This window comes from Marinobacter lipolyticus SM19, assembly GCF_000397065.2.
GTDB classification, from domain to species: domain Bacteria; phylum Pseudomonadota; class Gammaproteobacteria; order Pseudomonadales; family Oleiphilaceae; genus Marinobacter; species Marinobacter lipolyticus.
In genome coordinates, this window is sequence record NZ_KE007325.1 from 422,851 (window position 1) to 439,775 (window position 16,925).

The 16,925-nt window shown below is 56.9% G+C and carries 18 protein-coding genes; 9 read left to right on the top strand and 9 right to left on the bottom strand.

Annotated features, from left to right (window positions below; genetic code table 11):
- The first annotated feature begins 40 nt into the window (after positions 1 to 40).
- Positions 41 to 973: a sucrase ferredoxin gene (locus tag MARLIPOL_RS11350; protein WP_012138258.1), complete on the top strand. Its 933-nt coding sequence runs from the start codon at positions 41 to 43 to the stop codon at positions 971 to 973.
- Here the strand turns inward: MARLIPOL_RS11350 and MARLIPOL_RS11355 are convergent.
- From MARLIPOL_RS11355 to MARLIPOL_RS11370, 4 genes are read right to left on the bottom strand one after another with little or no spacing between them, the layout of a single operon-like run.
- A complete protein-coding gene (locus MARLIPOL_RS11355; RefSeq protein WP_012138259.1) occupies positions 963 to 2,171 on the bottom strand; it encodes an ADP-ribosylglycohydrolase family protein in 1,209 nt (402 codons plus the stop codon). The two genes, MARLIPOL_RS11350 and MARLIPOL_RS11355, sit on opposite strands and share 11 nt — an antisense overlap.
- 30 nt (positions 2,172 to 2,201) lie before the next feature.
- Positions 2,202 to 2,948 (bottom strand): amino acid ABC transporter ATP-binding protein, encoded by a 747-nt coding sequence (locus MARLIPOL_RS11360; protein WP_012138260.1) that lies wholly within the window; start codon positions 2,946 to 2,948, stop codon positions 2,202 to 2,204.
- Positions 2,945 to 3,619: an amino acid ABC transporter permease gene (locus MARLIPOL_RS11365; RefSeq protein ID WP_012138261.1), complete on the bottom strand. Its 675-nt coding sequence runs from the start codon at positions 3,617 to 3,619 to the stop codon at positions 2,945 to 2,947. Before MARLIPOL_RS11365 ends, MARLIPOL_RS11360 begins: the two co-directional genes overlap by 4 nt.
- A 25-nt stretch (positions 3,620 to 3,644) precedes the next feature.
- Positions 3,645 to 4,400 (bottom strand): amino acid ABC transporter substrate-binding protein, encoded by a 756-nt coding sequence (locus MARLIPOL_RS11370; protein ID WP_012138262.1) that lies wholly within the window; start codon positions 4,398 to 4,400, stop codon positions 3,645 to 3,647.
- Between the two features lie 134 nt (positions 4,401 to 4,534).
- Between MARLIPOL_RS11370 and MARLIPOL_RS11375 the strand changes: the two genes are divergently transcribed.
- Positions 4,535 to 5,599: a methyltransferase domain-containing protein gene (locus tag MARLIPOL_RS11375; RefSeq protein ID WP_012138264.1), complete on the top strand. Its 1,065-nt coding sequence runs from the start codon at positions 4,535 to 4,537 to the stop codon at positions 5,597 to 5,599.
- On the opposite strand, the gene MARLIPOL_RS18415 is transcribed toward MARLIPOL_RS11375, so the two are convergent.
- Complete coding sequence (locus tag MARLIPOL_RS18415; protein ID WP_082446163.1) at positions 5,596 to 5,937, bottom strand: DUF255 domain-containing protein; 342 nt, start codon at positions 5,935 to 5,937, stop codon at positions 5,596 to 5,598. The two genes, MARLIPOL_RS11375 and MARLIPOL_RS18415, sit on opposite strands and share 4 nt — an antisense overlap.
- Between MARLIPOL_RS18415 and MARLIPOL_RS11380 the strand changes: the two genes are divergently transcribed.
- The 4 genes from MARLIPOL_RS11380 to MARLIPOL_RS11395 all read left to right on the top strand — a co-directional run bounded on the left by MARLIPOL_RS11380 (position 5,874) and on the right by MARLIPOL_RS11395 (position 9,928).
- On the top strand, positions 5,874 to 8,297 hold the full coding sequence (locus tag MARLIPOL_RS11380) for an ATP-grasp domain-containing protein (protein WP_012138265.1): 2,424 nt from the start codon (positions 5,874 to 5,876) through the stop codon (positions 8,295 to 8,297). The two genes, MARLIPOL_RS18415 and MARLIPOL_RS11380, sit on opposite strands and share 64 nt — an antisense overlap.
- A 58-nt stretch (positions 8,298 to 8,355) precedes the next feature.
- Positions 8,356 to 8,553, top strand: a complete 198-nt coding sequence (locus tag MARLIPOL_RS11385; protein WP_012138266.1) for a hypothetical protein — start codon at positions 8,356 to 8,358, stop codon at positions 8,551 to 8,553.
- A gap of 136 nt (positions 8,554 to 8,689) precedes the next feature.
- Positions 8,690 to 9,247 carry a DinB family protein gene (locus MARLIPOL_RS11390; RefSeq protein WP_012138267.1) on the top strand — a complete coding sequence of 186 codons (558 nt, stop codon included), beginning with the start codon at positions 8,690 to 8,692 and terminating at the stop codon, positions 9,245 to 9,247.
- A 42-nt stretch (positions 9,248 to 9,289) separates the two neighbouring features.
- On the top strand, positions 9,290 to 9,928 hold the full coding sequence (locus tag MARLIPOL_RS11395) for a c-type cytochrome (RefSeq protein WP_012138268.1): 639 nt from the start codon (positions 9,290 to 9,292) through the stop codon (positions 9,926 to 9,928).
- A gap of 44 nt (positions 9,929 to 9,972) precedes the next feature.
- On the opposite strand, the gene MARLIPOL_RS11400 is transcribed toward MARLIPOL_RS11395, so the two are convergent.
- Positions 9,973 to 11,292 (bottom strand): DsbA family protein, encoded by a 1,320-nt coding sequence (locus MARLIPOL_RS11400; protein WP_012138269.1) that lies wholly within the window; start codon positions 11,290 to 11,292, stop codon positions 9,973 to 9,975.
- 126 nt (positions 11,293 to 11,418) lie between these two features.
- Between MARLIPOL_RS11400 and MARLIPOL_RS11405 the strand changes: the two genes are divergently transcribed.
- Entirely contained in the window at positions 11,419 to 13,569 is a 2,151-nt protein-coding gene (locus MARLIPOL_RS11405) for a putative bifunctional diguanylate cyclase/phosphodiesterase (protein WP_012138270.1), read from the top strand.
- Here the strand turns inward: MARLIPOL_RS11405 and MARLIPOL_RS11410 are convergent.
- A complete protein-coding gene (locus MARLIPOL_RS11410) occupies positions 13,539 to 14,294 on the bottom strand; it encodes a YiiX/YebB-like N1pC/P60 family cysteine hydrolase (RefSeq protein WP_012138271.1) in 756 nt (251 codons plus the stop codon). The two genes, MARLIPOL_RS11405 and MARLIPOL_RS11410, sit on opposite strands and share 31 nt — an antisense overlap.
- Before the next feature lie 233 nt (positions 14,295 to 14,527).
- Between MARLIPOL_RS11410 and nrtS the strand changes: the two genes are divergently transcribed.
- Together nrtS and MARLIPOL_RS11420 are read left to right on the top strand one after the other, a co-directional pair.
- Positions 14,528 to 14,851: a nitrate/nitrite transporter NrtS gene (gene nrtS / locus MARLIPOL_RS11415; protein ID WP_012138272.1), complete on the top strand. Its 324-nt coding sequence runs from the start codon at positions 14,528 to 14,530 to the stop codon at positions 14,849 to 14,851.
- 79 nt (positions 14,852 to 14,930) lie between these two features.
- The gene (locus MARLIPOL_RS11420; protein WP_012138273.1) at positions 14,931 to 15,872 is read left to right on the top strand and encodes a DUF3179 domain-containing protein; all 942 of its coding nucleotides are present in this window, start codon (positions 14,931 to 14,933) and stop codon (positions 15,870 to 15,872) included.
- Positions 15,873 to 15,874: 2 nt separating this feature from the next.
- Here MARLIPOL_RS11420 and MARLIPOL_RS11425 read toward each other — a convergent pair whose 3' ends face one another.
- Entirely contained in the window at positions 15,875 to 16,132 is a 258-nt protein-coding gene (locus MARLIPOL_RS11425; RefSeq protein WP_012138274.1) for a zf-HC2 domain-containing protein, read from the bottom strand.
- A complete protein-coding gene (locus MARLIPOL_RS11430) occupies positions 16,126 to 16,698 on the bottom strand; it encodes an RNA polymerase sigma factor (RefSeq protein ID WP_051123142.1) in 573 nt (190 codons plus the stop codon). The genes MARLIPOL_RS11425 and MARLIPOL_RS11430 overlap by 7 nt, the downstream gene beginning before the upstream one ends.
- Between the last annotated feature and the right edge of the window lie 227 nt (positions 16,699 to 16,925).

Consider the following 16,925-nt stretch of genomic DNA (forward strand, 5'->3'; position numbering starts at 1 on the left):
GAGGTAATACTATCAGACCATCTCCCAAAGCGACGCCAATATGCCTTCCAATCGACATGCCGCCAGCCAACGATTTTGTTCTGTTGAAGGCCTGCGGGCTGGTGACCCGCTGGCCGGTACCGGAACCCACGCTGTCAGCAATCTGTTAATCAGCTGGCCTCGTCCAAAATGGTCCCGCAGCCTGCGCCTCGCTCATGATATGGGGGAGGATCTGACCCAGCGGATAGAGCGTCTCGCAGCCAGTGGCCGGCGGGTGAACATGATCGATCAGCGTGGCCGATCGGCCTGTAGCCACAGAATCTATCTGCTGCCGGAAGGTCGATATTTCGATGTGGAGCGAAGCGAGCTTGCTGATTTCCTGGCGGCGGTGGAATCCGGCCGTGATCTGGCCAGCTGGGGTGGTGCGCCAATCAGGGAAACACTGCTGCTTTGCTGTACCCATGGCAAAAAAGACAAGTGCTGCGCCAAGTTTGGCTATGCCGCCTATCGTGAGCTTGCGGCAACGGTCAAGGACCGTCGTTTACCCTTTGACGTCTGGGAGAGCTCCCATCTGGGTGGTTGCCGGTTTTCAGCCAGCGTCATGATCTTCCCCACCATGCGTAAGTACGGTCGCGTCGCGCCGGAACACGTATTGCCCCTCCTTGAGCATGAGGTTGAGGGAGTACCCTATTTGCCCTGCTATCGCGGCAATTCACGACTAAGCCAACCTCAGCAGTGCGCAGAAATTGCGGCACTGGTATGGTTGTCAGAGCGCAAGCTGACAGCAAGTCTTGTGGTCGGTGGCGAATCCATGTCCGGCGATGATGAGGCGTCAGTGCGGGTGGACTGGACGGCGGCTCACACATCCGGAACGCTGATCGTTGAGTGCGGGGTCATCGAGGTGATGCGGGTGGATACCTGTGCCGACTTTGATGAAGGCCCCACGCCGTCCCGTTGCTGGGTGGCGAACAACATAAGGTCGCTTATCGGGTGACAACGTCGTGCACCTTTCGTGCCCATGTGCGGTTCACCAGTGACTCGATATCCCTGAGGATAGCAGGGGCATCGGTTACCCGCGCCAGCCAGCTCAGGGGAATGCCACGTTCACCCCCCACGCCGTGAATGGCCGCCATGGCCGGCCCGATGATCCAGGCCCGGCCACAGGAGTCTCCCCCACACTGGATATTGGCGCGTACCGCTTCGGTAAAGCTGCTGGCCTGACTCAGGATATGAAAGATCACCGGCATGGCTTCATGCAGATAACAGGTGCGGCCATAGGTGTCGCCGGCGCCCATTGCATCCAGAACGGCGCCGGAGCGGGCTTTGTTGAGGCTGTCCGCGTCTGGTGCTTCAGTGGTTGCGACGTCCAGCGCTGATGATATGGGATCTCCCCTGTAAAGATGATCCAGAAGTCGTGCTGCGCATTTTGCCCAGGCTACGGCGTCGTCATTGTGATTGGTCACCCGTACAGCGGCTTCTATGATCGCCATCAGCTTGCCGCTGCCGCAATAACTGGCGACCAGTGGCGGCAGTTTGGAGACAGCTGGTAACTGCATATCATCGGCGCCGCTTTCGGGCAGCAGGAGTTGATCGATGGTCTCAGCCAGATGAACACCGGCATCCTGAATCTCCGGCTCCTGGTAGGTCAGGCTGATGGCCTTGCGGACCGGAGCAGCCAGCTGATCGCCGCTCAGCCGCCGGGTGTAGGGCAAAACCTTCTGTACCAGAATGCGCTTCTGTTTATCGGTCAGGTCGGCCGTGGTGGTTGATAGCGCCTGTTCAATGGCGTTCTGCTCGATGCTGTTCAGGTTGTTCAGGGTCACCCGGGTGGGGTTGTCGATGTAGCCGCGCCAATGACCGCCGGGGCCAAAGAAGGCGCGAAAACGCCGCTGGTAATCGCGGACATCCAGGATGCCCTCGCTGGCCAGCAGGCTGTCGGTCAGCACCTCGGTCGCAGCGCCATAATGACTGACATCACCGATCTGCTTACCCTCGTGGGCGAAATAGCCAAACCCGCCTTTGAAGTAATCGGCTGTCACGGGCAGAAATTCCGGGGACTGGCCGCCAACCTCGATGATGCGTTGGCTATCGTACAGCCAGTGCAGTCCGAGACTTGCGGCATCCGCGACCCATCCCCCGGCAATTGCATTGATCATGCGAGGGACTTGGCCGGCGGGGACATGGTTGGTCATGGAAGAGCCTCCCGATTCGGTGGCTGGCCGTCATACCGGATTCGTGGCCAGAATTTTTTTCAGAAAATCCTTCGTACGGGGATCCTGCGGGTGGTAGAAGATCTCGCTGGGTGGCCCTTGTTCCACAATACGACCGCCGTCGATAAAGATCACCCGGTCGGCCACGTCCCGGGCGAAAGACATTTCATGAGTGACCACCATCATGGTCTGGCGCGCTGAGGCCAGTTGTTTCATCAGCCCCAACACTTCCTCCACCCACTCGGGGTCCAGGGAGGACGTCGGTTCATCAAACAGGATGACTTCCGCGCCGGCGGCCATCGCGCGGCCTATACCGACCCGTTGTTGCTGGCCCCCGGACATGGAGGCGGGATAGGCGTCCGCCTTGTCGGCCAGACCGATCTGTTCCAGTATTTCCCGGGCTCGTTGATACGCTTTTTCCTTTGGCCAGCGGTCCACCACCAGCAGACGTTCGGCGATGTTCTGCAGTGCCGTCTTGTTGGCAAACAATGCGTAGTTCTGGAACACAAACGCTGTCTGCCGGCGCATGGCGAGGATTTCCGACCGGCTGGCCCTGTCCGCCTCTACGCTAAGATCGCCAACGGTAATCGTGCCGGCGGTTGGTTGTTCCAGGAAATTGATACAACGCAACAGGGTGGACTTACCGGTGCCCGAAGGACCGATGATTACCACGATTTCACCCTTCTCAATGGTGAGGTCGATGCCGTCGAGGACCACGGCCTTGCCAAAATGCTTGCTCAGTGACTGCAGTTTGATCATCGGCTATAGGCCTTGTTGAGGCGGATTTCCAGGTAGTGCTGAAGCTTGGACAGCAGCTCCACCACGATCCAGTACATGATGGCGGCGACAATGAATGCCTCGAAGTACAGGAAGCTGCCGGAGGCTTCTTTCTGAGTGGCGCCCATCAGTTCTGTGACCCCCAGGGTGAAGGCCAGGGAGGTGGCCTTGATCATGTCGATGAAGTAGTTCATCAGCGTGGGCAACGCAACCCGGGTGGCCTGGGGCAGCACGATTCGTCGCATCAGCTGGCCATTAGTCATGCCGATCGACAGCGCGGCTTCGGTCTGGCTGCGATCAACACCGACAATGGCAGCGCGGATCGATTCGGCCATGTAGGCGGAAAAATGCATGGTCAGGCCCATGATGGTCGCGGTGATACCGTCGATGACTGTCAGTGCGCTGACCAGTTGGGGCAGCCCGTAATAGAACAGGAACAGTTGAACCAGTAGCGGCGTGCCCCTGAAGAAGGAAATGAATACGATGGTCAGTTGGTTGAGTACCGGGATAGCGAGTACCCGGACGACGGCAAACAGGCAGGCGAGGATCAGGGCCAGTACCATCCCGATCGTCGCCAGTTGCAGGGTAAGGGGCAGATACCTGAGCAGGACAGGTACCAGCCCGAGCATGTAGTCGACGTTCAACACGTCCATAGAAAATCCGCCCCCGATGTGCCCCTCAGGGCTGAGTGATGTCCGTGCCGAACCACTTCTCTGAAATGGAGGTCAGGGTTCCGTTTTCCCGCAGGGTCGCCAGGGCCTGGTTGACCTCGTCCCGCAGGGCCCTTCCGGACTCGGTATCGCGGAACGGATAGGCGTTGGTGATCTGGGAGAACGTAGGGCCCGCGAGTGCCAGTGGCAGCGGTTTCTCCTTGATGATCTGGCTGGCACTGACCCGGTCCATTACGAAGGCGTCAACACGACCGAGGGCCGTATCCCGCTCCAGGTTACTGTCATAGGTCTTGATGTTGATCTCGTCCGCGTAGGGCAGCTCCCGCAGCAGCTCTTCGAAATTCGAGCCCAGGTTCACCGCAACGGTTTTACCCTTCAGGTCTTCCACACCCTGAATTTCGGTGTTGCCTTTCTTGACGACCACCTGGGCGCCATCATAGACGTAGGGATCACTGAAAATATACGCTTTTTGCCGTTCCTCGGTGATGGTGATCTGGTTGGCGACGGTATCGATGCGCCCCGATTCCAGCATGCCAAACAGGCCCGAGAAGTTGGCGGTTTCGTACTTGATGTCACGCCCCATTTCCTTGCCCAGGGCATTCATGATGTCGACATCAAAGCCTTTGAGCTCATCCTGCTCGACAAAGGTAAACGGGAAATACTGGCCGGACATCCCGACTCTTAACGGGTTATCCTGCGCGAGCAAAGCTGTGCTTGCGGACAGGGAGATGATCATTAGCATTGTGGTCAATAGCGTTTTCATAATGCCTCCTTCCGACGTGTATCGTATCTAAAGCATAGACTGGGGTTAAAATTGGGCAATGACACTAAGGAGTTGTGCAGAGGCAAGGCCCCTTGAACACGTTTTCATAACTTGACGACAAAGCGAGGAATACCATGGTCCATGATCAGGTGAAGGACTATTACGGGAAAGTACTGCAGAAATCGGATGACCTGCAAACCAATGCCTGCTGCACTGACGATGCCATGCCCAGTCATCTGAAGCCCATTATTGGCAAGATCCACGATGAAGTGCTTACGAAGTATTACGGCTGTGGTCTGGTGGCACCGGAACAGTTGGAAGGTATGCGAATTCTTGACCTTGGCAGCGGCTCGGGCCGGGACGTATACGCACTGGCGGCCCTGGTCGGGGGATCCGGGGAAGTGGTCGGCGTTGACATGACCGATGAACAGCTGGCGGTGGCCCGTCGTCATGTGGATTACCATGCCGATGTGTTCGGTTTTGCCAAGCCCAATGTCCGTTTCCTCAAGGGCTATATCGAGAAACTGGACGAGCTGGATCTCGAGCCGGGCAGCTTCGACATCATCGTCTCCAACTGTGTGATCAACCTCTCTCCGGACAAGCCGGCGGTAATGCGAGAAGCCTATCGTCTGCTGAAGCCCGGTGGCGAAATGTATTTCTCGGACGTCTACTCGGATCGCCGAATCCCCGAATCACTGGTCAACGACCCGGTACTTTATGGCGAGTGTCTCAGTGGCGCGCTCTACTGGAACGATTTCGAGAATATGGCGAAAGCCGCCGGTTTTGCGGACCCGCGTCTGGTGACAGACAGCCCGATTACCATCAATAACAGCGCCCAAAAGGAGAAAACCGGCCCCATCCGCTTCTTCTCGGCCACCTACCGGCTGTTCAAGCTGGAGGGGCTGGAGCCAGCCTGTGAGGATTACGGCCAGGCGGTGATCTATCGCGGCACCATCGCGCACCACCCGCATCAGTTCGATCTCGACAAGCACCACGCCATTCCGGCGGGGAAGGTGTTCCCGGTGTGTGGCAACACTCTCCGTATGTTGAAGGACACCCGTTTTGCGGAGCATTTTGAGTTTATGGGTGATGGTGCCACTCACTTTGGCATCTTCAAGGATTGCGGTACCGATGTGCCTTTTGGGAATGGTGATGATCAAGGCGATGATGAAGGTGCCAGCCAGGGAGGGTGTTGTTAACGCCCTGACCAGGACTTCGGTCCTTTGCCGGTCATGAAAAAGCCGCCGTTTTCGTGGCCTTCGAACTGCTGTTCCAGTACGTGATTGATTTCCTCATCTTCGAAGGATTCCTCCTCCATGACATAACACCAGTGACAGTTGGAATAGCCCGCACCGAGCAAAAATTGCCAGAGATGTGTAACGCCTTCCGGTCTGATGTGTCGACATAGGAGAGCAACACAAATCAAGGCAAATTCAGGGCGCACAGGTTCACGGTGCAGGAGCGTAATCCGATATGACTCGACACTACTGGATGGGTGGCAAGCGCACCTACGAGCAGGACCGTTTTTTCGAATCATCACTTGATAAAGCCCGCTGGCAGGCCGGGGATGATCCGCAGGAGTGGGATGCCTGTTGGTACACCGGCATGCCGGACCCGGAATACTTCGCGAAAGTCGGGCCTGACCGCAAGATCAACCACATTCCGGGAAACAACGCCCTGACGGTTAAGAGCCGGCTCTATCAGAGCCTGGTTACGCTTCGGGAGCGGGTCGAGGCGCAACAGCGCGGGGCGTCTCATCTGACAGACCGGCTGCAGTTCGTACCCCGGGTTTTCTCCATGCCTGAGGATTACCATGAGTTTCAGCAGGAAGCTTTTGACAACCCGTCCAGCCGCTGGCTGCTCAAGCCCAAGAATGGGGCCCGGGGCAAGGGCATTCAGCTGGTTCAGGATCCGGCGAACATTCCGCTGGATTCTTCATGGATGGTCCAGGAGTACATCGGTAACCCACACACCATGCACGGGCGCAAATACGTACTGCGCCTGTACGTCGCCATCACTTCTGTCACGCCCTTGCGGGTTTATCTCTATCGTCAGGGCTTTGCCAAACTTGCCTCTGAACCCTATGACGAAGAAAACGCAGACAACCCCTACAGCTATCTCACCAACCCGGATATTAATGCGCTGAACCTCGATGCCGAGGTACCGGTGGAGTTTGTTGATCTGGAGCGATATCGGGCCTGGTTGCGGGAGGAAGGTCATGACGATGACGACCTGTTTGCCAAAATTGAAGACCTGGTTTCGCTGACCTGCCTATCCGCTCTGGAGTCCATGCGGGAGAGATCGAGGGCGATCGGCGCAGATACCCGGGGTTGCTACGAATTGCTTGGTATTGATTGCCTGATCGATGACCAGCTCAAACCCTGGATTTGTGAATGCAACCTGAGCCCGTCGCTGGAAGTCTGTGCCGGTCCGGAAAGTGGTGGCGAGATCGAAGAGGATATCAAGGGCTCGCTGGTGGCGGATCTGGTCAGCTTGGTGGGAGTGAATGGCAAGACTGAACCCGATCATGCCGACACCCCCGAGCAACAACTGATTATGGAAACCGGGGAAGAGTTGTCGCGGGCGGGGAATTTCAAGCGCCTGCTGCCTTCGGATACCCCGGCTCGGTACCTGCCTTTTTATGCCCTGCCGCGCCTGGAAGACTGGGTTCTGGCAAAGGCAATCTCCAATGAGCCGCTCACGCAACCGACGCTTAGGCGGCGTTACGCCGAGGACATGATCAGCGATGATTGTGTGTACGTTTATGACACTCGTCTTGGCCATCTCAGCGCCCTGAACGAGACCGGTTCCCTGATCTGGCTGATGGCGACAGACGGCGCCGCGCCGGATGACATAGCGGATGCCCTGAATGACTCGATTGATCCCGGGGCGGCGGGCCAACCCGATATCTGGGCCATTCGCCGGGACGTCTGGAATTCGTTGGCGGACTGGGCCGCCAATCAACTATTGGTGCAAAAAGACCCCTCTGGTGCTTCGATCAGTGCTGTTCCGCGCGCTGTCGAAGCGCGAGTCCCTGGCAAGACTGTGCAATTTTCACGGGTCCTTGAGTGTGGGGCCTTCCGGGTCGAACTCTGCACAGACAGCGAGCCCCTGGTTGACCGGATAGAGCCCCTGCTTACGCCGATGGCGGGCGAATCGCTACAGGGGGCTGAATCCCGATTGGAAATCGTCCGAGATACACCGGGATACACGCTGATTCTTGACGGTAAGGTCGTTCAGTCACGGTTGGCACTTTCCCGGGTGGTACCTGCGGTGATGGTGTGTCTGACCCGACGTGCGGCAGATAACGGCGAGATTGTTCTTGATGCTGGCCTGATTGCCTCCCCGGATGACCCCGACAATGCCGTCCTGGTGGCCAACAGCGACCGGGAGCTGGGTGATCTGCCTGCGCTTGAGATGGCGAGCCGTCTCGACGCCGGGTTCAGTCGTGCCATCAAAATCCCGGAGGATGTGGGCGGACTTTGTTCCGTGCTGGGGCTACCGGCTCAGATGCCCGAGTCGAAAACGAATGCTGCCGGCAAGCCACACGCATCGCCGATTCATCACCTGGCAGACGGCAGCGGCGTGATGCTGCAGGCCGCCTCTTCCGGACTGGCCGGAGAGACGCGCCGGCTTCAGACAGTGCTTATCCCCAGCCACGTCTCCCTGCGGGAGAAGACAGGGATCCGAAGGCTCTCTGTGAGTGAGGTCATGCGCTATCTCATCCCCGGCTGCTGTGGGGCTGACGGGCAGCCTTTGGAATCTGCGGGATTCTCACGGCTGGCGGACTGGCTGGCGGGCATTGATCGATATCTGGTGGATGCCAATCACCCGGAAACCGCAATGGCGAATTTGCCACTGGAACAGGAAACGCAGGGCGTGAGTCACTCTGCCTGAAAAGAATCCGGGCAAATTGCCCGGTGTTAACCACCGAAACGGATAGAGAGGAAAGCATATGTCCAGAGATATCCAGAAAAGACAGTTGTTGAGAAAGCTCGCCAAGGGGATCAGCTACACCGGCCCGATCCTTGCGGTAGTTGTTGGTGCGTCGGCCTTCAGTGCCTCGGCCGCTGACGTCAATGCGGAAACTGAATACCTGATGCTGGCCGCCGGAGAAGCCGAGGCTGAAGGTGAAGGCGAGGCCGAGAGCTAACCCCGGCTGGTTTCACCGGATCAACTGGCAGTGGCCCGGGCAGGGAATAGCTTCCTTGCACCGGGGCCCACCCGCCTGCCCCTGGAAATGACGTTGTCGCGATACGAATCAACCCAGCTGATACGGGTGAATAAAAATGCTGAATTCAAGTTCCGAATCCATCAATTGCGCCGACCTTGTGGCTGAAAATACACACGCGATCAATCAGCTAACGGACTTTCTCGTGGCGTTACCGGCACAGGTGTACCGACAAACCTTCGGGGCGAGGAAGCAGCATGTGATCGGCAAGCACGTACGTCACATCATTGACCATTACATGGCTCTTCTGAGAACTGTGGATGAGCCATCTCCCGAGTCACTTGATTACGAAAACCGACAACGGGAAGAGTCGCTCGAACTGGACCAACATGCGGCCTGTAACAGGCTCCTGGCGATTGTTAGCTCGCTCTGCCAGTTGATGACCGCCAGGCACCGAACGTCGGTCCTGATGCGGCATGTCAGCGATGACCATGATCGTCTGGTATCCACCAGTATTGATCGGGAGCTGGTATTCCTTGCCAGCCACACGGTTCACCACATGGCCATTATTGCCATGCTGGCGGAACAGGAGGGTGTTGAAGTCAGCGAAGAATTCGGGGTTCACCCGTCAACATTGCGGCATTTGCAGCAACTGAATATGGCGAAGAGTGCGTGACCTGATAGGGCCAATAAAGGATAACAACCGGAGGGTGATCAAATGTCGACTGATACAAATCGTAAGGAACTCCTGCGAAAGCTTTCCCGAAATCTGATGGTGTCGGTACCGGTAATGACGGTCGTAGCGATGGCCGGTGCGACGGCGGTATCAGATAACGGATTCAGCTTGATTCCGTCAGCTGAAGCGGCACAGGGAGAAGCCGAAGGTGAAGCCCGGGGCGAGGCTGAGGGAGAAGCAAAAGGCGAAGCTGAGGGCGAAGGAGAAGCCAAGGGAGAAGCGGAAGGCGAGGGAGAAGGTGAAGCAGAAGGCGTCTCCGAAGCCAAGAAGGAAGCCGTACGGCGGCCTGAGGGTTACACGCCTTATCAGGGTGATGCCGGTTCTTTGGCTGAAAAGGGTAAGGTCCTGTTTAACGACACGTCCCTGTCCTCTAACGGGCTGGCGTGCGCTACCTGCCACACCAACGGTGCGGGCTACGCCGATACTTTCTCCAACGACTACCCCCATTTTGTGGCAATGGGAAAATCCGACTTCGGCATGGACATGGTCCATCTCGATGAAATGGTCCAGATCTGCATGGTAGCGCCGATGGCTTCGCAGCCGCTGGATTGGGCGTCAGATCAACTGGCTGCGCTCACCGAGTACATGCGGATTGAGCAGGAAAAGTTCAGAAATAAGTAGGGCGAAACTGCGTTGTTGGTTGGGAACCAACCTTTCGGGTGGAGCTAGTCTCCACCCCTTTTTTTGATCTCGTCTTCGATCAGCCACAAACGGTCCTGGCCCCAACAGCTGACGCTGCCATAATGGAAGCTCGGAACACCCCATAGCCCATGGCTGTACATCGCCTTGCGGTTATTTTCCGCCCATTCGCGCCAACCCTGATCGTTCAGCATGGGGCGGGCCTTGTGCCAGTCCAGCCCCGAGCGTTCGACAATGATTTGAAGGCCGCGATCGGTTTCAGAGCGGATACCCTCTGCGTTGACTGCCCGGGCATAAGTGCGCATGTACTCGACTTCCCGTCCCTCAGCACGGGCGTACTCAAAAAGCGCATAGCATCGTTCAACTCCGGCGCCTAATGGATCGGCAACGAATCCGTAGGGTATGCCCAGTTTGGTTGCTTCGCGTTTGGTGTCCTGAAATATGTACCACTTCTTGTCGTCAGGTACTGCCTGTCCGCGCATAAGCATGGGCAGAACCGGACGTAATTCAAGCGGAAGATTCCAGGCGTTTGCCAGCATAATGGCCCTTTCCAGGCCAAGGTATGAGTATGGGCTGCGGATAGAAAAGAATATTTCCAGCGCGTCGTTCCGGGCGGGGTGCGACTGTTCCAGAGGCTTTGCGTGCTTTCCGAGATCCGTCCAGGTTCGGGTCCAGGTGGCGTCTGTTGGCGGAGAGAAGGTGAGGCCCTCACGAATAAGCAGGTTTTCCAGGTGGTCGAGCCGGTCAATACCCCAGAACCATTCACCCCGGAAATGCAGCATGCTGCCCTGGTAGTGACCAAGAGTGCTCAGTCGCTGCTCATTGATACGCAGTCTCTCCGCCAGATCCGGCTGTGATAATGAAGATTCTCTGGCTGTCTCAATCGCTTCTCCTCTCCAGAGAGCACGCAAGGCATCGCAGGCAGGCGTCAGGTAATCCCCATTGTCTTCCAGGTTCAGTAACTGATCCCGGCAGACGATGAAAGCTTCCTCTGAAGGGTGCTTCGACGGGTTCGGGCCCCCCAGACCATAAAGGGAAGCAACTCTGCTTGCGTCGGTGATTGCCCAGTCCGCCCACATGGCCGGCTCCGGGAACATCTCCTGTGGTTGCTGCCAGACGGTGTGGCATCGAAACCGAATATCGTACCGCTGTTTCAGGTCGGGCAGGGCCTGCAATAAAACGAAACTGAAAGGATCCCGGGGATTGATGAAAACATCGACGACCTTCCCTTCCCTTTTTCGAAGGGCGTTCAGGCGGTACGCCTGCTGACGGAGTCGGCGCGTTGTCGGACTGGAGAGAGTGCGCGCTATCCAGGGCACGATGTCGGCTTTTTCGGGAGCTCTCATGTCAGTTTCTTTTATCGTTATTGTCGGGTGATAACAGGAATGCGGGCTTCTGGCCTGTAACAACCCCAAGGCCGGAGTGTCGATAGTACGTGGGTCGGGTTTAATCTCCAAACGGGGGGGCGTGCGATGAAATCCCAGGGAGGGACTGAATCAGGTGTTGAATTCCGGGACGGTGGCATCTCCCGCCGGCACGATGATGATTGGCATTCCATCCGGGAGTGGGGACCTCAGCTGATTGCCTGTCGCCTTTGCCGGAATGTCACCATGGCGGCGTTTGTTGCCATCCTGGTCATCGAATCTGTCATTCTGATCCCCTCCTATCGTAACTATGAAGAAAACCTCCTGCGTCAGCATGCCACGCTGGCAAGCCAGGCCCTCACCACGTTTCTCGCAACCAAGCCCGGGCCGGTGACCACTGATTCGCTGAATCGGTTGCTTGAAAGTTCCCGAATCACGGGCATTGAACTGATGGTTGGAGAGCGCTGGTTGACCGCTGGTGAGCCAGTGGTTGATCCGGGGGATGCCGCGGGGCGGTTACGGGACATGACTCGTACTGAGAGCAATCGGCTGGATCTGGCCTGGGGTTCAGGGCAGTGGCTGGGGGATTATCCGGTCAGGGCCCGCGTGGATGTGACCGGAGTTTCCGAAGAGCTGACATCATTTGTCTTGCGAATACTGGGACTTTCACTGCTTATCGCCGTCTTCGTGACAGTGGTGACCATGGCCGTTGTGGACCGCATGATGTTGTCCCCGTTATTACGGTTGCGCAGCCGTATCGTCAGAGCCGGTGCGGATGCTGAACATCCGCTTATGTATGTCCGAAAGCCGGAGCGCTGCGACGAATTTGGTGAAGTTGAGGCGACCTTCAATCGCATGCTGAAGCAGAATGCTTCATACCTGAACCGTTTAAAGGCCCTGAATCAGCGTCTGGATCAGCTGTTGGCGGAGCGCACGCGTTCGCTGAGACGGACGGAGCAGGAACTGCACATCCGCAGTCTGTATGACCAGCTGACGGGGCTGGCCAACCGCTCCCTGTTCGAAGAATGTCTGACCCGATATCTGGCAGCGCGGAATGACGCGGACAACGTGCGGTCAGCCCTGATTGTCCTTGGCCTCGATGATTTCCAGGCATTAAACGGCCTGGCCGGGCATGAAACCGGGGATCGGGTGCTGCAGGAGATTGCCCGCAGGCTTTCTAGGTTCAACAGAGAGCCAGGCCACGTGGCTCGCCTGGGCGGTGACGTTTTCGGGCTGTTACTGACGCCTGAACAAGATCCAGAATATGATCAGATGGAAGCGGAGATTGCTGCCGTTATTCGTAGCTGTATGGCTCCGGTGTGCGTCGCAGGTGTGAATTACGAATGCGATGTCAGTGCCGGTGTTGCGGTTACGCCCGTAGATGGTGAGGATGCCGGAACCTTGCTGGGCCATGCCGAGATTGCCATGCACCGGGCAAAGAAATCCACAGATCTCAAGATTCAGTTTTTCGCGTCAGATCTGGGGGAGCAGATTCAGCATCGCCAGGACATGCTCAAGGATCTGCGTGGTGCCCAGGAGAGAAACCAGTTGGCACTCCACTACCAGCCACAGTTTGATCGTGCGGGGCATTGTGTTGGCTATGAAGCGCTTCTACGTTGGTATCACCCGTTCCGCGGTATCGTGTCTCCTGATGAGTTTGTGCCGCTTGCGGAAGAAATCGGATTGATTATTCCTGTCGGGCGGTGGGTCATAGAGCAAGCCATCGTTACCATGAAGCGTTGGGTAGACGACGGCTTCCAGGGCCGGATGGCGGTGAATGTTTCAGCTCGTCAGCTTACGGATCGATCTCTCGTTGAGCATATCGCCAGTGTTCTTGAATTCCACAATCTGGTTCCTGATTATCTGGAATTGGAAATCACTGAAACCGCACTGATGAAGGACGTTTCCCTGGCCCTGGAGATTCTGGAAGGATTTCGCTCGCTGGGAATTCAACTGGCGGTGGATGACTTTGGTACCGGCTATTCGTCCCTTGCCTACCTGAAGGCCTTACCCGTCAAACGCATCAAGATTGATCGCGCATTTGTGACGGGATTACCGGATAACGAGCAGGACGAGGTGTTGTGCCGGACTATGATTTCCATGGCGCACAGCCTGGGATGTCGAGTCATTGCGGAAGGTGTGGAAACCCAGGCGCAGGCGGATTGGCTGATCGCCTCGGGGTGTGATGAGCTTCAAGGCTTTTTGTTGGGCAAGCCGGAGCCGGAATTCTATTGGTCCTCCCAGTCGATGGTCCTGTAGTCAAAGTCGGTTTCAAGGGTGGGTTTGATGATTCGGAAGTAGGGAGAGGCGTCGAAATCCCTGGGTGTGAACAGCGAATGGTGGCGGATGCGGAAGCGCTCCATAACGCAATCCTCACAATCCGGGTCGTCCGCCGGGAGCGTTCTTACAATCGGCAGGATGGGATAGCGCAGTAACTGGAACCCTTCTGCAATAAAGGTTGAGCAGATGGCCCGTGTCGGGTCCCCACTCCCGAACGCCAACAGTTTGTGCCTGTAACGAGTGGGTACCGGAGGCGTCGGGAAAAGATAGCGCGCCAGGTCAAACACGTTCTTCATGTCGTACTGGTGCCCCATGCGACTGATGGCATAATCCGTCAGTTGGCGAATATCATTCCCGCTGAGTCCGAGCGGTCGACAGACCCGAATGTGGGAGTGGCGGTAGAACGACAGTGGAATTGCCCGAATGCCTTCCTGAAGATCCGCTTCAACAAGTACCCGCGATTCGCCGTCGTCCACTTCGCCAAGGCCCGCATCCGGACCGAGGTACAAAGCTGCGTGAGACCAGGTGGACTGGGTAAGATACTTGATCGCGACACTGATGCGCGTATCCCCCTCGACCAGAAGTACGTCTCCCGGTTGCAATGCCCCCTGCAGCGCTTCCCAGGTCGACGTCCTGATGGAGTGACGGGTGATCTGCTTGGACAAGTAGGCAGCAAGGCGCCGCGATAGCCAGTTCAGGAACATCTTTAATCCCGGTTGTTGTTACTGGGTTTCTAGCACAGACAAACAACCGGGGGCACTGTTACAGCTATTCTAAGCTGTCGCTGGAGCCGGCTGCCTGGAGAGCGTCAATGTATCGTAGTCATGGTGAGAGTTTGCAAGAGTTCCCTCAAAGTTTTCAGAATTTGTAACGTTCTGGCATGGGAGGTGTCATTGAGCATGACATTTCGAGCATCCATTGCTACGTGAGGGCGCGCATGTCGTTTTCCCGATTCGCACATTCTGTTCGCCGCTGCAGCGAGGCATGCGAGCTGGCTGTCAGTCATGGCACGCCAAAGCGAGCGGCGAAACTGGCTCTGGTGGTGGGTACCCTGCTTGTTTTGATCAATCAGTGGGAAGCGGTTGTTGGCGAAGCGACCCTGCATTGGCTGAAAGTGTTGCTGACGTATTGTGTCCCCTATCTGGTATCCACCTATACCAGTGTCAGCAAAGACCTTTATCTGTCGAGGCAGTCCCGTATGGCAGAGCAGGAGGTTCACTGGGAAGCGGAGAGGTCACGAATCCAGAAGTCCACGCTGTAACACTCATCATGCCAGGGTGTCTGTATTTTAGTGTCTCCATTGTGTGGCCGTTGTCGACCGGCGTTCTGGAGGAAATCCGATGAAGTTACATAGTCGCGCCGCATGGGTGCTGTGTGCGTTGGTTCTGGTAGCTGCGCGGCCGGCGCTTGCCCAGGAAAAGAACGGGTTTGATCTGAGCAACGCTTTGATACCGGTCGATGAGATTCTCAGTGGCGGGCCGCCTCGTGACGGTATTCCCTCAATCGACAACCCGAAATTTGAGAGCGCAGGTGACTCGTTGCCCTGGCGGGAGGACGATCTGGTCATGACCTATGATCATGGGCAGGCACGGTACGCGTTCCCTGTTGGTATTCTGAACTGGCACGAGATCGTTAATCACGAGTCAGATGGAGAGCCAGTACTCATTACGTTTTGCCCACTATGCGGCACTGGAATGGCCTTTGACCCGGTGGTGAACGGCCGTCACTTGACCTTCGGGGTGTCTGGCCTGCTCTACAACAGTGACCTGCTGATGTACGACCACCAGACCGAGTCGCTCTGGTCACAGATTGAAGGTCGGGCAATAGCCGGCCCGCTGGCGGGTAAGGAGCTGGAGTCGGTCGCCATTCGCCATGAACTTTGGCAGAGCTGGCGGGAGCGGGTAGGATCCAAGGGGCTCGTGCTGTCCACCGACACCGGGCACCGCCGTAATTACCGGAAGTCTCCCTACGGTGACTACGACCATTCCGAGCGCATGTACTTCCCGGTTTCTCACACCAGCCGCAAGTATCACCCCAAGACCTGGGTGCTGGGCTGGACCCACAATGGTGAGAGCAAGGCCTGGCCCTTCCCTGAGCTGGCAAATCATGACGGCGTGCTGGAAGACCGGATCGGGGGGAAGAGCGTTCGTGTTCACTACGACCCGAGCGTACCCTCCGCCGAACTGCGTGACGAGACGGGTGAACTCCTGCCCGCAACCCGGGCTTTCTGGTTTGCCTGGTATACCTTCCATCCGGAAACCGGCGTGTTTGAAGCTGAGTAGTGCTACGTCTGGTCGTCGCCCCGCTCTTTCGCGTCAAGAGCTGCGGCGACACGCTCATCAACATGACGAACGAATTCCTCGTCCACAGTCCCCGAGGTATGTGCCTTCAGAAGTTCCGTACTGGCACGCAGGTTGCCGATGAAAGATCGGCAATTTCCACACATCATCAAATGCATCTTCACGGATAGTTTTCCGGCGGTGCCAAGTTCGCCATCAATGTAATCGCTGGCGATCATGGCTAGATCCCTGCACATCAACATTCGCCCGTCTCCTGGAACGTCTCCACCATGAGAAATATCTTCTGTCGCGCTCGGTGTATAAGCACACGAAGATTAGAGGCACTGACGTCCAGAATGTTACACACATCGTCGGATTTGTGCTGATGGGCTTCGTACAGCATCAGGGCGGATCGCTGGGTTTCAGGCAACGCCGAGAGGTGTTTGTCCAGGCAGTCGCTGAGCGCGCAGTTTTCCATCAGGGTGTCTGCGGACTCATCAAACCGCAGTTTGGGGGGGATTTCCCAGCGGCCGGAGGCATTGAACCGGTTATCCAGATCCGGATCCATGCTATCGGAGAAGTCCAGCGGGACTTCGCGTTTGGCCGATCTGAGCCTGTTTTTGCAGCGATTGGCAACGATGCGGTGAAGCCAGGTTTTGAGTCCCGAGCGGCCCTCGAACGTTTGAATCGCGTCAATGACGGTTACCCAGCAATCCTGAACAATGTCTTCAGCACTTGAGCGATCAAGGTAGAATCGCGCGACGGCGAGCATGCCGGGGGTGTATGCGCGCACCGCCTCGTGGTATGACTGCTGCTCCCCCGACTTCATTCTTGAAATCAGTGTTTTCTCGTCGGGATTGTCCGTGCCAGCCACGCTGTTTCCTTTTGTGAATAAGTATTCAAGAATAGCAGTGAGTTCGTTGATTTTCCGAAAAGTTCCCTGCGACTAGCGACCAATGTCGTGATCAATTTGTTAAACAATTATGAGCACTGGTTGACACATTTCAGGCACTGATCACGTAAAACAGAGTAAAGCCCAAGGGTTGCCATGCAGCC